Origin of the sequence: Kineococcus radiotolerans SRS30216 = ATCC BAA-149, assembly GCF_000017305.1 — a bacterium.
Classification (GTDB): Bacteria; Actinomycetota; Actinomycetes; order Actinomycetales; family Kineococcaceae; genus Kineococcus; species Kineococcus radiotolerans.
Genome location: NC_009664.2, coordinates 3,550,131 through 3,562,726 on the forward strand (window position 1 = coordinate 3,550,131; position 12,596 = coordinate 3,562,726).

General features: G+C 76.4%; 12 protein-coding genes and 1 pseudogene. 5 read left to right on the forward strand and 8 right to left on the reverse strand.

The genetic code is table 11. From position 1 onward, the window contains the following. Window positions 1-68 precede the first annotated feature (68 nt). Window positions 69-1,544 (forward strand): amidohydrolase, encoded by a 1,476-nt coding sequence (locus tag KRAD_RS16845; protein ID WP_012086852.1) that lies wholly within the window; start codon window positions 69-71, stop codon window positions 1,542-1,544. On the opposite strand, the gene KRAD_RS26615 is transcribed toward KRAD_RS16845, so the two are convergent. Then, on the reverse strand, window positions 1,522-1,719 hold the full coding sequence (locus tag KRAD_RS26615) for a hypothetical protein (RefSeq protein ID WP_012086853.1): 198 nt from the start codon (window positions 1,717-1,719) through the stop codon (window positions 1,522-1,524). The genes KRAD_RS16845 and KRAD_RS26615 overlap by 23 nt on opposite strands. Before the next feature lie 271 nt (window positions 1,720-1,990). After that, window positions 1,991-2,581: pseudogene (locus KRAD_RS27835) on the reverse strand (NAD(P)-binding domain-containing protein); the annotation flags it as partial. Between KRAD_RS27835 and holA the strand changes: the two are divergent. Then, complete coding sequence (gene holA, locus KRAD_RS16860) at window positions 2,526-3,557, forward strand: DNA polymerase III subunit delta (protein ID WP_012086854.1); 1,032 nt, start codon at window positions 2,526-2,528, stop codon at window positions 3,555-3,557. The pseudogene KRAD_RS27835 and the gene holA sit on opposite strands and share 56 nt — an antisense overlap. Window positions 3,558-3,632: 75 nt before the next feature. Here holA and rpsT read toward each other — a convergent pair whose 3' ends face one another. After that, window positions 3,633-3,893, reverse strand: coding sequence for a 30S ribosomal protein S20 (gene rpsT / locus KRAD_RS16865; protein WP_012086855.1), 261 nt, complete (start codon window positions 3,891-3,893; stop codon window positions 3,633-3,635). Between the two features lie 237 nt (window positions 3,894-4,130). On the opposite strand from rpsT, the gene KRAD_RS16870 reads away from it, so the two are divergent. Further along, complete coding sequence (locus KRAD_RS16870; RefSeq protein WP_012086856.1) at window positions 4,131-4,958, forward strand: hypothetical protein; 828 nt, start codon at window positions 4,131-4,133, stop codon at window positions 4,956-4,958. A gap of 49 nt (window positions 4,959-5,007) precedes the next feature. On the opposite strand, the gene KRAD_RS16875 is transcribed toward KRAD_RS16870, so the two are convergent. Next, entirely contained in the window at window positions 5,008-5,991 is a 984-nt protein-coding gene (locus tag KRAD_RS16875) for a DUF4349 domain-containing protein (protein ID WP_012086857.1), read from the reverse strand. A gap of 159 nt (window positions 5,992-6,150) precedes the next feature. Here KRAD_RS16875 and lepA point away from each other — a divergent pair, with 159 nt between their 5' ends. Together lepA and KRAD_RS16885 are read left to right on the forward strand one after the other, a co-directional pair. Further along, the gene (gene lepA / locus KRAD_RS16880) at window positions 6,151-8,010 is read left to right on the forward strand and encodes a translation elongation factor 4 (protein ID WP_041293406.1); all 1,860 of its coding nucleotides are present in this window, start codon (window positions 6,151-6,153) and stop codon (window positions 8,008-8,010) included. Window positions 8,011-8,078: 68 nt separating this feature from the next. Continuing rightward, window positions 8,079-9,311 carry an MFS transporter gene (locus tag KRAD_RS16885; protein ID WP_012086859.1) on the forward strand — a complete coding sequence of 411 codons (1,233 nt, stop codon included), beginning with the start codon at window positions 8,079-8,081 and terminating at the stop codon, window positions 9,309-9,311. Between the two features lie 13 nt (window positions 9,312-9,324). Here the strand turns inward: KRAD_RS16885 and KRAD_RS16890 are convergent, their stop codons facing one another. Genes KRAD_RS16890 through KRAD_RS16905 form a run of 4 tightly spaced genes read right to left on the reverse strand, consistent with a single transcriptional unit; the run spans window position 9,325 to window position 12,535 of the window. After that, the gene (locus KRAD_RS16890) at window positions 9,325-9,840 is read right to left on the reverse strand and encodes a hypothetical protein (protein WP_012086860.1); all 516 of its coding nucleotides are present in this window, start codon (window positions 9,838-9,840) and stop codon (window positions 9,325-9,327) included. 19 nt (window positions 9,841-9,859) lie between these two features. Then, the gene (locus KRAD_RS16895) at window positions 9,860-10,873 is read right to left on the reverse strand and encodes an LLM class flavin-dependent oxidoreductase (protein WP_012086861.1); all 1,014 of its coding nucleotides are present in this window, start codon (window positions 10,871-10,873) and stop codon (window positions 9,860-9,862) included. Next, a complete protein-coding gene (locus tag KRAD_RS16900) occupies window positions 10,866-11,540 on the reverse strand; it encodes an aminoacyl-tRNA hydrolase (protein ID WP_012086862.1) in 675 nt (224 codons plus the stop codon). Before KRAD_RS16900 ends, KRAD_RS16895 begins: the two co-directional genes overlap by 8 nt. Continuing rightward, window positions 11,537-12,535, reverse strand: a complete 999-nt coding sequence (locus KRAD_RS16905; RefSeq protein WP_012086863.1) for an acetylxylan esterase — start codon at window positions 12,533-12,535, stop codon at window positions 11,537-11,539. The genes KRAD_RS16900 and KRAD_RS16905 overlap by 4 nt, the downstream gene beginning before the upstream one ends. Window positions 12,536-12,596: the final 61 nt, after the last annotated feature.

Genomic DNA, 12,596 nt, shown 5'->3' on the forward strand with positions numbered 1-12,596 from the left:
GCGGCGCGGGACGATCCCCCCGCACGGTCGCCGGGCGGCGGCGCCGGCGATCGACAGGAGGCCGGCCCGTGGACGGACCCACCGAGGCGTTGCTGCTGCACCGGGTCCGGCGGGCGGGACGGGTCTGCGACGTCCTGCTCGCCGGGGGCCGCGTCGTCGCCGTCGGCGACGACCTGCGCGCGGCCGCGACCGGGCTGGACCCGCTGGGGGCGGTGGAGGTCGTCGACGCCGGTGGGGCGGTCCTGCTGCCCGGGCTGGTCGACTCCCACGTCCACCTCACGCAGTGGGCCGCGGCCCGCCGCCGCGTCGACGTCCTGGCCGCGACGTCGGCCGCCGAGGCCGCGGACCTGCTGGCCCGGCACGCCGGGCCGGGCACCGACCTCGTGCTGGGGCACGGGTACCGGGACGCGCTGTGGAGCGGGCCCGCCCACCGGGACGTGCTGGACGTGCGGTTCCCCGACCGGCCCGTCGTCGTGGTGAGCGCGGACCTGCACGCCGTCTGGGTGAACTCCCCCGCCGCCGCCCGCTTCGGCGTCGCCGACCCCACCGGGGTGCTGCGGGAGGGACCCGCGATGGAACTCATCGCCGCCGCCGGCGACGTGGGGGAGGCCACGCTGGACCGCTGGGTCGCGGAGGCGACGACGGTCGCCGCCGCCCGCGGGGTCACCGGCGTGGTGGACCTGGAGTTCGCCCCGATCGGCACCTGGAGCCACCGGGCCCGCCCCGACGTGCGGATCGCCGCCGGCGTCTGGCCGCAGTGGCTGGAGGAGGCGGTCGCGGCGGGGCTGCGCACCGGCGACGCCGTCCCCGGCGCCCCGGACCGGGTGCGGGTGGGCCCGGTGAAGTTCGTCGTCGACGGGTCGCTGGGCACCCGGACGGCGTTCTGCCACGACGAGTACCCCTCCGGCGGCCACGGCGTGCTGCGGATCCCCCTCGCGGAGCTGGAACCCGGACTGCGCCGCGCCACCTCCCACGGGCTGACCGCCGCCGTCCACGCCATCGGCGACGACGCCGTCCGCGTCGCCCTCGACGGCTTCGAGGCCACCGGCGCGCGCGGCAGCGTGGAGCACGCCCAGCAGGTCCACCCCGAGGACCTGCCCCGCTTCGCCCGCCTCGGCGTCCTCGCCAGCGTCCAGCCGCGCCACGCCGTCGACGACCGCGACGCCGTGGCGCGGCACTGGCCCCGCGGGGCCGAGCGGGCCTACCCCTACGCCGCGCTGCGGGCGGCCGGCGCGGAGCTGCGGCTGGGCTCCGACGCCCCCGTCGCGCCGCTGGACCCGTGGGACGCCCTGGCCAGCGCGGTGCACCGCAGCCTCGACGAGCGCGAACCCTGGCGACCCGACCAGCACCTGCCCCTCGACGTCGCGCTCGCGGCGGGCTGCGGGGGCCGGCGCGGCGTGCACGTGGGCGACGTCGCCGACCTGACCCTCGTCGCGGTCGACCCCGCGCGCGCGTTCGCGGACGGGGGAGCGGACGCCCTGCGCCGCACCGAGGTCCTCGCCACCGTCCTCGGCGGGGAGTTCACCCACCGGGCCGGGGTCTGACCTCCGACAGCGGCCGCCCGCTGCGCTCCTCGAGCAGCGCGGCGGCCAGCAGCTCCCCGTCGACGGGCCCGAACCGGGCCAGCGCCTCCCGGTGCAGCCGCGTCACCTCCCGGGCCAGGCCGAAGGGGGTGCCGTGCTCGGCGGCCAGCCCGTCGAGGACCTCCAGCTCCTCCACGCAGCGGTCGAGGCCGAAGTCGCGCAGGTGGTCCCCGCGCAGCAGGGAGTCGACGTGGCGCTGCAGGAACGCGCTGTCGCCGGCGGACCCGGCCCAACGCGTCCCGGACGGCGCCCACGTCCAGCCCGGCGTCGCGGGCCAGCAGCAGGGACTCGGTCACGGCCACCGACTGCCCGAACCACAGCAGGTTCGCCAGCAGCTTCACCAGCTGACCCGCCCCGGGGGAGCCACCGGCGCGCCGGATCGACCCGCCCCCGCGGCTGAGCTCCACCAGCAGCGGCAGGACCCGCTCCACGTCCGCGTCGGCGCCGCCCACGAAGAGGTCCAGCGATCCCGCCGCGGCCCCGGCCGGGCCCCCGCCCATCGCCGCGCCGACGGCACCGACCCCGGCGCGGTGCAGGCGCGCGGCGAGGTCGTCGGTCGTGCGGGGGTCCCCGCTGGTGAGGTCCAGCCACACCGACCCCGGGCGCAGGGCGGCCAGCACCTCCGCGGCGTCGCGGACCTCCGCGGCGCCGGGGAGGACGGTGACGAGGACGTCGGCGCCGAGCGCGACCTCCCGCGCCCCACCGACGTCGGCCCCCGCGGCGCGCGCGGCCCCCGCCCGCTCCGGGTCCGGGTCGGAGGCGGTGACGCGGTGACCGGCGGCGAGGAACCGCCGCAGCACCGGCAGGCCCATCCGGCCCACGCCCAGGACCCCGACCACCCCGTCGACCACCGTGACGTCCCCTCCGGCGGTGCCCGCCGCGGTCACCCCGCGCCCAGGGTGGCAGGGCCGGCGCGTCGGCGCCGCGTGCCACAGTGGGGCCGTGCCCGCCAAGACCTCCGGCAAGAGCCCCGCCAAGAAGGCCGCCGCGGCGCTCACGACCTCCCCCCACGACCTCGCCCCCGCCCCGGTGGTGCTCCTCGCCGGCTCCGAGGAGCACCTCGCCGACCGCGCCCTCAGCGCCCTCACCACCCGCATGCGCGAGCTCGACCCCACCTTCGAGCGCACCGACGTCTCCGCCGCCGGGTACCAGAAGGGGCAGCTGGCGACGTGGACGTCCCCCTCGCTGTTCGACGAGCGGTCCCTCGTCCTCGTCGACGGGGTCGACGTCGCCAGCGACGCCTTCGTCGAGGACGTCCTGGACTACCTCACCGCCCCCGCCGAGACGGTCGTGCTCGTCCTGCGCCACCGCGGCGGCAACAAGGCCAAGAAGGTCCTCGACGTCGCCCGGGGCGTCCCGGGGGTCGCGGAGGTCTCCTGCCAGCCGCTGAAGCGGGACCAGGAGAAGGTCGACCTCGTCCTCGCCGACGTCCGCCGCGCCCGCCGCCGCATCGACCTCGACGCCGCCCGGGCCCTCGTCGCGGCCCTGGGCAGCGACCTGGGGGAGCTGGTGGCCGCGGTGGACCAGCTGCTCACCGACACCGACGGCACCATCACCGAGGACGCCGTGCACCGCTACCACGGGGGCCGGCGGGAGGCCACGGGCTTCGAGGTGGCCGACGCGGCCGTGGAGGGCCGGACCGGGCAGGCCCTGGTGCTCGTGCGGCACGCGGCGGCGACGGGCGTGCCGCCGGTGCTGGTGGTCGCGGCGCTCGCGGCCCGGCTGCGCCAGCTCGCGCGGGTCGCCGCGGCGGGGCGAGGACGCTCCGCGGACGTGGCGCGCGACCTGGGCATGGCCCCCTGGCTGATCGACCGGGCCCGCCGGGACCTGCTGCACCTCTCCCCGGAGGGGCTGGGGGAGGCGATCCTCGCCGTCGCCGCCGCCGACCACGCCGTCAAGGGCGGGGGAGCCGACCCCCAGCACGCGCTGGAGAGGGCGGTGCGCATCGTCGGGGAGGCCCGCAGCACCCCCTGACGCGCCTCCCGGCCCCCGGACGCACGGAGGGCCGGCCCCCGAGCGGGGACCGGCCCTCCGTGAGGGATCCGGGGATCAGACCTTGGCCGCGGCCTTGGCGATGGCCGACTTGCGGTTGGCGGCCTGGTTCTTGTGGATGACGCCCTTGCTCACGGCCTTGTCGAGCTTCTTGCTCGCCAGGGCCAGAGCGGCCTGCGCCTTCTCGGCGTCGCCGGCGGCGAGCGCCTCACGGAAACCGCGCACGACGGTGCGCAGCTCCGACTTGACGGCCTTGTTGCGCAGGCGCGCCTTCTCGTTGGTGAGGATGCGCTTCTTCTGCGACTTGATGTTCGCCACGTGTTTCCGTCTTCCTGTCGATCGCTGATCGGTGTCAGAGGGCGGTCGCTCCACCGGGGACTTCCGGCGTGGGGACACCGGGAGGGACGGCGGGAGACCGTGACCTCCGCACTGAGGCGAAGGCACCGTCAAGACTAGCAGCGACCGGGCCCCTCCCTCGACGCCGCGACGACGGGCCCGGCGTGCGACGCGGGCCGCGGCGTGGTCTCGTGCTCCCGGGAACCACGAGGAGGAACCATGGGTCTGCTGAGCCGGTTGTTCGGACGCGGGGAGTCCCGCACGTCGCCACCGCCGTACGCCCGCAGCGCGCCGCCGCCCGCCGCCGCGCCGCGCAGCGCCGCGGGGGGCGGGGACGCCGACGCCGCGGCCATCGCCCGCTACCGCTACATGCTGCGGACCGCGCCGCCGGACCAGGTGGAGCAGGCCCACGCCGAGGCCTTCGAGCGGCTGACGCCGCAGCAGCGCCGGCAGGTCCTGGAGCAGCTGTCCGCGGTCGTGCCGGCCTCGGAGCAGCACGGCGACGACCCGCGCTCGCTGGCGCGCGCCGCCACCCGCGCCGAGGTCCGCCAGCCCGGCACCCTGGTGCAGATCTTCAACGGTCCCGGCGGCGGGTACGGCGGCGGTGGCTACGGCGGCGGGTTCGGCGGGGGCGGCTACGGCCGGGGCGGCGGGTTCGGCGGCGGGTTCGGCGGCGGCGGGATGGGGATGGGTCTGGGCGGCAGCCTGCTGGCCGGTGTCGCCGGCGCCTTCGTCGGCACCGCCATCGCCGACGCGCTGATCCCCGACGACTTCGGCAACGAGCACTGGGGCGACGACCAGGCCTACGAGGCCGGCGAGCAGCAGGGCTACGACGAGGGCTACCAGGACGGCGAGCAGCAGGACGGCGACCAGGGCGGGGACCAGGGGGTGGACACCACCGACGTCGGGTACGACGGGGGCGGCTACGACGAGGGCCTCGGCCAGGGCTTCGACCAGGGCGGCTACGAGCCCAGCTTCGACGACGGCGGCTTCGGCGGGGGCGGCTTCGACGACGGCGGCTTCGACGGCGGCGACGTGGACGTCTGACCGGCCCCCGCGGAGGCCTCGGCGGGCGTCCTCGCGGTCCGCGCCCGCCTCACTCCGCGGGCGCGGGCGCGGGGGAGGCCGTCCCGCGGGTGCGCCGACGGCGCAGCAGCAGCAGCGGGACGGCCACCAGCGCCAGCGGGACGGCGAAGGGGATCAGCGCCCCCACCACCACGGAGACGACGCGCAGCGACTCCCCCAGGGCGCGCCAGCCGGCCACGAGCCCGCCGGTGAACCCCGGCTCGCCGGCCGCGACGACCGCCGTCGCCGCCTCCCGGGTCAGCGTCACCTCGACCGTGGCCAGCGCCACCTGGTCGGCCAGCACCCGCTGACGGGCCTGCAGCGCCTCCAGGTCGGCCTGCCGGCGGGCGATCTCGCCCTCCACGGCCAGGACGTCGGCGATGGTGCGGGCCTGCGGCAGCTGGTCGCGGAAGGTCGCCAGGACGGCCCGGGCGGAGGCGACCCGGCTGTCCACGTCGGCGACCTCGGCGGTGACGTCGGTGGCCGACGTGGACCGCTCGGTCTGCCGGCCCAGGGCGGCGATGCCGTCCAGGACGCCGTCGAAGGCGGCGGAGGGCACCCGCAGGGTCAGCCGGGCGTGCTCGCCGTCCGGTTCCCCGGAACCGCCCGCGCGGCTGGCCGCGACCACCCCGCCGGCGGTGGTGACGAGGTCCTCCACCGCGGCCTGCGCCGCCGCCGGGTCCGCGACCTCCACCCCCAGGGTGGCGGTGGAGACGACGGCGCGCGCCGCCCCGCCCACCAGCGCGGCCGGATCGGCGGCCGGAGCGGCGGCCGCCGTGCCGGCGCTGTCCAGCGCCGCCACCGCCGCGCCCGAGTCCGCGCCCGAGCTCTCGCCGGAGCCCCCGCCGGCGGCGGGGGCGCTGTCCGCGGCGGAGGACCCCCCGCCGGAGTCGGAGCCGTACCCGCTGCAGGCCGTGGCGCCGAGCAGCAGGGCCGCGAGGAGCGCCGGGACGGCCAGGGCGGTCCGGCGCCGGGCCGGGGCGCGGGTGGGGGAGAGGGGGGTCAGCGCGGGCACCGGGCACCTCCAGCGGGTTCGGTCGCCGTGACCGTGGGGGTGGGACGCCGCCGCGCGCCGGGCGGTTCCGCGCGGGCGGACGGCCCGGGGACCGGACGTGCGACGATGGGTACCCGTTCGAACGCTCCCGACGAGAGGTGCTCCCCGCCCGTGTCCCCGATGGCCACCGACGCACCGGCACCCGCCGCGACGGCGCCGGAGCTGCTGCGCAACTTCTGCATCATCGCCCACATCGACCACGGCAAGTCGACGCTGGCCGACCGGATGCTGCAGCTGACCGGCGTCGTCGACGCCCGGGCCATGCGCGCGCAGTACCTGGACCGGATGGACATCGAGCGCGAGCGCGGCATCACGATCAAGTCGCAGGCCGTCCGGATGCCCTGGGGCTACGACGGCACCGACTACGCGCTGAACATGATCGACACCCCCGGCCACGTCGACTTCACCTACGAGGTGTCGCGGTCGCTGGCCGCCTGCGAGGGCGCGGTGCTGCTGGTCGACGCGGCGCAGGGCATCGAGGCCCAGACCCTGGCGAACCTCTACCTCGCCATGGAGAACGACCTCACGATCATCCCGGTCCTCAACAAGATCGACCTGCCCGCGGCCCAGCCGGAGAAGTTCGCCGAGGAGCTGGCCAAGCTCATCGGCTGCGAACCCGACGACTGCCTGCGGGTCTCGGGCAAGACCGGGGTCGGCGTGGAGCCGCTGCTGGACCAGATCGTCCGGCAGATCCCCGCGCCCGTCGGCGACGCCGACGCCCCCGCCCGGGCGATGATCTTCGACTCCGTCTACGACACCTACCGCGGGGTCGTGACCTACGTCCGCGTCATCGACGGCAACCTCAGCCCGCGCGAGAAGATCGTTATGATGTCGACGCGCGCGACGCACGAGCTGCTGGAGATCGGCGTCAGCTCCCCGGAGCCGGTGCCCTCGAAGGGCCTCGGCGTCGGCGAGGTCGGCTACCTCATCACCGGGGTGAAGGACGTCCGCCAGTCCAAGGTCGGCGACACCGTCACCAACGCGGCGAAGCCCTCCACGAAGGCCCTCGGCGGGTACCGCGACCCCAAGCCCATGGTGTTCTCGGGGCTGTACCCCATCGACGGGTCGGACTACCCGCTGCTGCGCGACGCCCTCGACAAGCTCAAGCTGAACGACGCGGCGCTGTCCTACGAGCCCGAGACCTCCGTCGCGCTGGGCTTCGGCTTCCGCATCGGCTTCCTCGGCCTGCTGCACCTGGAGATCGTGCGCGAGCGCCTGGAGCGGGAGTTCAACCTCGACCTCATCTCGACGGCCCCGAGCGTGCCCTACGAGGTGACGCTGGAGGACAAGCGGGTCGTGGAGGTGACGAACCCGTCGGAGTTCCCCGAGGGCAAGATCGCCGAGGTCCGCGAACCCGTCGTGCGCGCCACCGTGCTCGCGCCGTCGGAGTTCATCGGCGCCGTCATGGAGCTGTGCCAGCAGCGCCGCGGCGAGCTGCAGGGCATGGACTACCTCTCCGAGGACCGCGTCGAGATGCGCTACCGCCTGCCGCTGGCCGAGATCGTCTTCGACTTCTTCGACCAGCTGAAGTCGCGCACCCGCGGTTACGCCTCGCTGGACTACGACGTGGACGGCGACCAGGCCGCGGACCTGGTGAAGGTCGACGTGCTGCTGCAGGGCGAGCAGGTCGACGCGTTCAGCCAGATCGTGCACCGCGAGAAGGCCTACGGCTACGGCGTGATGATGGCCGGCAAGCTGAAGGACCTCATCCCGCGCCAGCAGTTCGAGGTGCCCATCCAGGCCGCCATCGGGGCCCGGGTCATCGCCCGCGAGAACGTCCGCGCCATCCGCAAGGACGTCCTGGCCAAGTGCTACGGCGGTGACATCACCCGCAAGCGGAAGCTGCTGGAGAAGCAGAAGGAGGGGAAGAAGCGCATGAAGATGGTCGGGCGGGTCGAGGTGCCCCAGGAGGCCTTCATCGCCGCGCTCTCCTCCGACGCCGCGGGCGACAAGGCGAAGGACAAGAACGCGAAGAAGTGAGCCGGTGCCGGCGGTGGCCCCCCGGGCCGCCGCTGGCCGGTCCCCCCGCCCGACCGTAGGGTCGGGAAGTGCCGACACCCCTCGCGGTCCCGACCGGTCGACCACGGCTGGGGGTCCTGCCGGGGTTCCTGGCCGCGCTGTCCCCGCTGTCGCAGCTGGGTTTCACCCCGGTGGCCGTCGTCCTCGGGGACCGGCTCGGGCTGAGCGTGGGTCAGGTCGGGCTGACCGTCGGGATCTACGCCGCGGCCGCCGCGGTCGCGACCCTCGTCCTCGGGCCGCTGTTCGACCTCGTCTCCCCGCGCCGGGTGCTCCCGGTGGCGGTCGCCGCGAACGTCGTGCTCTCCGCGTCGCTGCTGCTGGAGCCGGGTTTCGCCGGGATCCTCGTCTCGCGCGTCCTCTCGGGTCTCACCAACAGCGCGCTCATGCTCTGCGCTTCCGTCGTCGTCGCCGACGCCAACCGCGGTGACGGCACGGCGCGCGAACGGGGTTTCTCCCGGCTGCAGACGTTCACCAGCCTCGGGGCGGTGGCCGGTCTGGGGGTGGGGGCCACCGCGGCCGGTCTCGGGGCGCCGCAGGTGTGGTCGTGGACCGTGGTCGGGTACGGGCTGGTGGTCCTCGCCCTGACCCCGGCGATCTCCCGGCGGCTGCCCGCCGCGCTCCCCGGGGTCGCCGGGGCGGGGCCCGGCGCCCGGGTGAGCGCGGTGCTGCGCGAGGTCGGGGCCGCGCTGCGGGTCCCGCGGACCGCCCTGCTGCTGGTGGCCGCCGCCGGGGTGGGGTGGGCGATCCAGGCCGCCCACTACGCCGTCAGCCTGCTCAGCGAGCAGCTGCACCCGCCGCTGTGGCAACGGGTCCTGCTCGCGGTGATGATCCCGGCGGGGGTCTTCCTGGGCTCCAGCGCGAACCAGGTCCTGCTCGGGCGCCGCAGCGCGGCCCGCGTGTTCTCCCGCGCCTACCCCGCGCTGCCGGTCTCCTGCGCCGTGCTCGCCCTGGTCGTGGGGGCCGGCGGCGGGTGGGGCGTCGTGGCCCTGCTGACGACCCTGGTGGTGCTGGGCGCGGTGCTGGGCACCCTCATGCCGCTGAGCCCCGCGGTGCTCGTCGGGTGGCACCCCGGCCTGCGGGGCAGCGTCACCGCGGCGGACTCGGTGGCCAAGGGGCTGGGGTCCACCGTCAGCCCCGTCGTGCTGGGGGCCGTCGCGGCGGCGACCTCGCTCGGCGCCGGGTTCCTCGTGCTGGCGGCGGTGGCGGCGCTGGCCGCGGTCTGCGCCCGGGCGGCGACCCCGGGTCCCCCTCAGCGCGGGTAGGTCCCTCGTCCGGTCACCGCCGCCGCGGGCCCGGCCCGGTGTCGCGCGGCAGGTGCAGGGCCGGCCCGCTGCGCGGGTCGCGGTAGGCGGCGAGGAGGTCGTCCAGGGAGTGCGTGAGCATCAGCGCGAGGAGCTCCGCCTGCCCCCGGCGGAGCCTGGTCGCGGTGAACTCGCGGCCGTCCTCGCTCCAGCGCAGGGCGAGCCGGTGCGCGGGCCCGTCGAGGACGAAGGGCGCCGACGGTTCGGGCACGGACGAGTGCAGCAGGGTCGGCAGGTCGTGCGCCGAGCGCCACAGCCCGCCGTAGAGGTCCAGGAGGAAGCGGTCGAGGGCGCCGGGGTGGTCGGTGCGCAGTTCCACGACGGGCCGGCCGCGCGAGATCCGGGTGACGGTGAAGCCGTCCTCCGCGCTGGTGATCCACTCCTGGACCTCCCAGCCCGGGACGAGGATCCCGTCCTCGCGGAACTCGATCGGGTGCGATGGGGCGTCGGGGCCGCTGTCGCGGGCGAGGTCGAGGATCCTGGGGTCCACGGGGGGGACGGTCACCGGTTCACTCCGCCGGTTCCCACCCCAGCAGCGGCCCGAGCCGGGTGGCGGTGTCGGTGAGGATCTGCACGTAGTCCTCGTGCTCGAAGCCGAACGGCAGCGCGAACGCGACCTCCTCGACGAGGCGGAAACCCGCGTGCGCCCACAGCTGCGCGGCGATCTCCTCGCTGGAGCCGAGGAGGTCGGGGGCGAACAGCAGCCGCCCCGGTCCCTGGGGTTCGCGGGTGCGGGGGGTGCGGGCGTCGACGTAGGCGCGGTACTTCTCCCGCTGGGCCGGGGTCGCGGAGTCGGTGGGGATCACCACGAGGCCCTGCGAGGTGCGCCCGGTGGGGTTCGCGGCGCGGAACGCCTCGAGGTGCCCGGCCTGGATCGCGGCGAAGTCGGTGGACCCGTCCTCGGAGCGCACGACGCTGGAGGCCAGCAGGTTCAGCCCGTGCTCACCGGTCCACCGCGCCGAGCGCAGGCTCGCCCCGCCGTACCAGAGCCGGTCGGCCAGGCCCGGGGAGTGCGGTTCGACGCGGTTCGAGAACACCTCGACGCCCTCGGTCCCGGCGAAGTCGCTGGCGGGTTCCCCGCGCAGGAACCGCTGCAGCCGCAGGACGCGCTCGTAGCCGAAGTCCTCCAGGTCGGCGGTGTCGGGGTAGAGGGCGGCCTTGACCCGCTCGTACTGCATCGGCGGGCTGACGCTGACGCCGGGTTCGAGGCGGCCGTGGGCCAGGACGTCGACGGTGGCGAGGTCCTCGGCCAGGCGCAGCGGGTTCTCCCAGCCCAGCGGGGTGACCGCGGTGCCGAGGTGGATGCGCCGGGTCCGCTGCGACAGCGCCGCGAGGACGGCGACGGGGGAGGAGATGCCCGGTTGCAGGTGGCGGTGGCGCAGCCAGGCGCTGTCGAAGCCGAGCCGCTCGCCCAGCTCGACGACGGCGAGGGTCGACTCGTGCCCCGGCCCGGGGTCGGCGGGGTCGAACGACCCGATGGTCAGGAAACCCAGGCGCCGCAGCGCCGCACCCCGTTCAGGCACGTCCGTCCGTCCCTTCGAAACCCGCGCTGGCGGTGACCGTCCCCGGGGCCACCTCGGTGAACCCGCCGTCGCGCACGTCGACCCGTTCGCCCGCCGGCAGCACCGGGGCGCCGGTGACGACCCGCACGGGGAAGCCCGCGGCCCGCCACGGGGCGACGAGCCCGACGGGGAGCCGCTCGAACGCGAGCTGGGCGGCGTGCCCGACCTGCGCGGCGGCCTTCCCCGTCGTCATCCCCACCCCGGGGGTGAGGCGGACCGTCAGCCGCCCCTCCGGCCCGGGCACCGGGAGGTCCTCGGGGTCGGTGAGGTCGAGACCGCCGACCTGCAGGGGCGCGAGCAGGGCGGGGACCTCGTCGCGCGGGTGCGGGGCGAAGACCCGGACGACCGCGTCCCCGCTGGCCGCCTCCACGTGCGGGAGCGCCGCGGTGCGTTCCCACCGCGTCCCGCGCGCGCGGCGGCAGATCTTGCGGATCCGGCGGTCCCGCCACGCCCGCACCGCCTCGTGCAGCTCACCGTCGGGGTCGGTGGTGCGCGGGTCGTCGAGCAGCAGGACGACCGCGCGCGCCGCGGCGACCAGGACGTCGGTGTGGGCGGGGGCCGGGTCGCGCTCGACGCGGGCCACCAGCGACAGCGACCAGGGGTCGGGTTCGTCGGGGAACGCCGTCACCGCAGCCCGAGCCCGTCGAGGAACCGCAGCTGCCGCTGCACCTGGAACCCGAGCCCGCCGCCGTGGTCGCCGAACTCCCACACGTCGATGTCCTTGCGGGGTGACCCGGCGCGCTCGCCGTAGCGGTTGTACGCGGCGAACACCGTCGAGGGCGGGCAGACGGGGTCCATGAGCGCGACGCTGAACAGCGCCGGGGCCGCGGCGCGGCGCGCGAAGTTCGCCCCGTCGACGTAGGACAGCGTGCGGAACGTCTGCTCCACGGCCTCGGGGGAGTGCCGGCGCAGGTAGGTGACGACCTCGGGGTAGGGCCCCTCGGAGGCGGTGTCCACCGCGCGGCGCAGGTGGCAGAGGAACGGGACGTCGACCAGGGCGGCCGCGACCCGGTCCCCGGACAGCCCCGCCGCGGCGAGGGTGAAGGCGCCGCCCTGGCTGCCGCCGCGGACCACCACCCGGGCCGGGTCGACGTCGACGCCGAGGGCGGGCAGGGCGTGGGCGACCTCGACGGCGCGGGCGCAGTCGACGTAGGCGCGCCGGTAGAAGTACGTCGAGGGGTCGCCGACGCCCTTGGTCATGAACCCGCCGACCCACTGCCCGCCCGGGGCGGTGGGGTCGGGGTCGGGGGTGTCCTGGCCCATGCCGCGAGTGTCGACGACGAGGTGGGCGAAACCCGCCGCGGCCCACGTCGTGCGGTCCACGGGGAGGCCGCGGCCCCCGGAGTAGCCGATGAACTCCACGACGACCGGCAGCGGGCCGGGCAGGTGCGCGGGGCGGATCAGCCAGGCCGCGATCGGGTCGCCGGCCCAGCCCGCGAACCGCACGTCCTCCACCCGCAGGGCCGGCAGTGCGGGACCGGTGTGCGGGGACAGCGTCACCGCCAGGTCGTGCTCGCGGGCCAGGGCCAGGCTGTCGGCCCAGAAGGCGTCGAAGTCGGCGGGCTCGGCCACGTCGCCGCGGTAGGCGCGCAGCTCCTCGAGGGGCAGGTCGGTCAGCGGCACGGGGGAACGCTAGCGCCCGCCCGGTCCCGCGGTCCGCGCGGCGGTCCCCCGCCCGCGGTCC

What these genes read in the sequence shown, in the direction of transcription:
- KRAD_RS16870 (WP_012086856.1), top strand. Translation starts at nt 4,131, where the DNA reads ATGGGTCTGCTGAGCCGGTTGTTCGGACGCGGGGAGTCCCGCACGTCG.
- lepA (WP_041293406.1), top strand. Translation starts at nt 6,151, where the DNA reads ATGGCCACCGACGCACCGGCACCCGCCGCGACGGCGCCGGAGCTGCTG.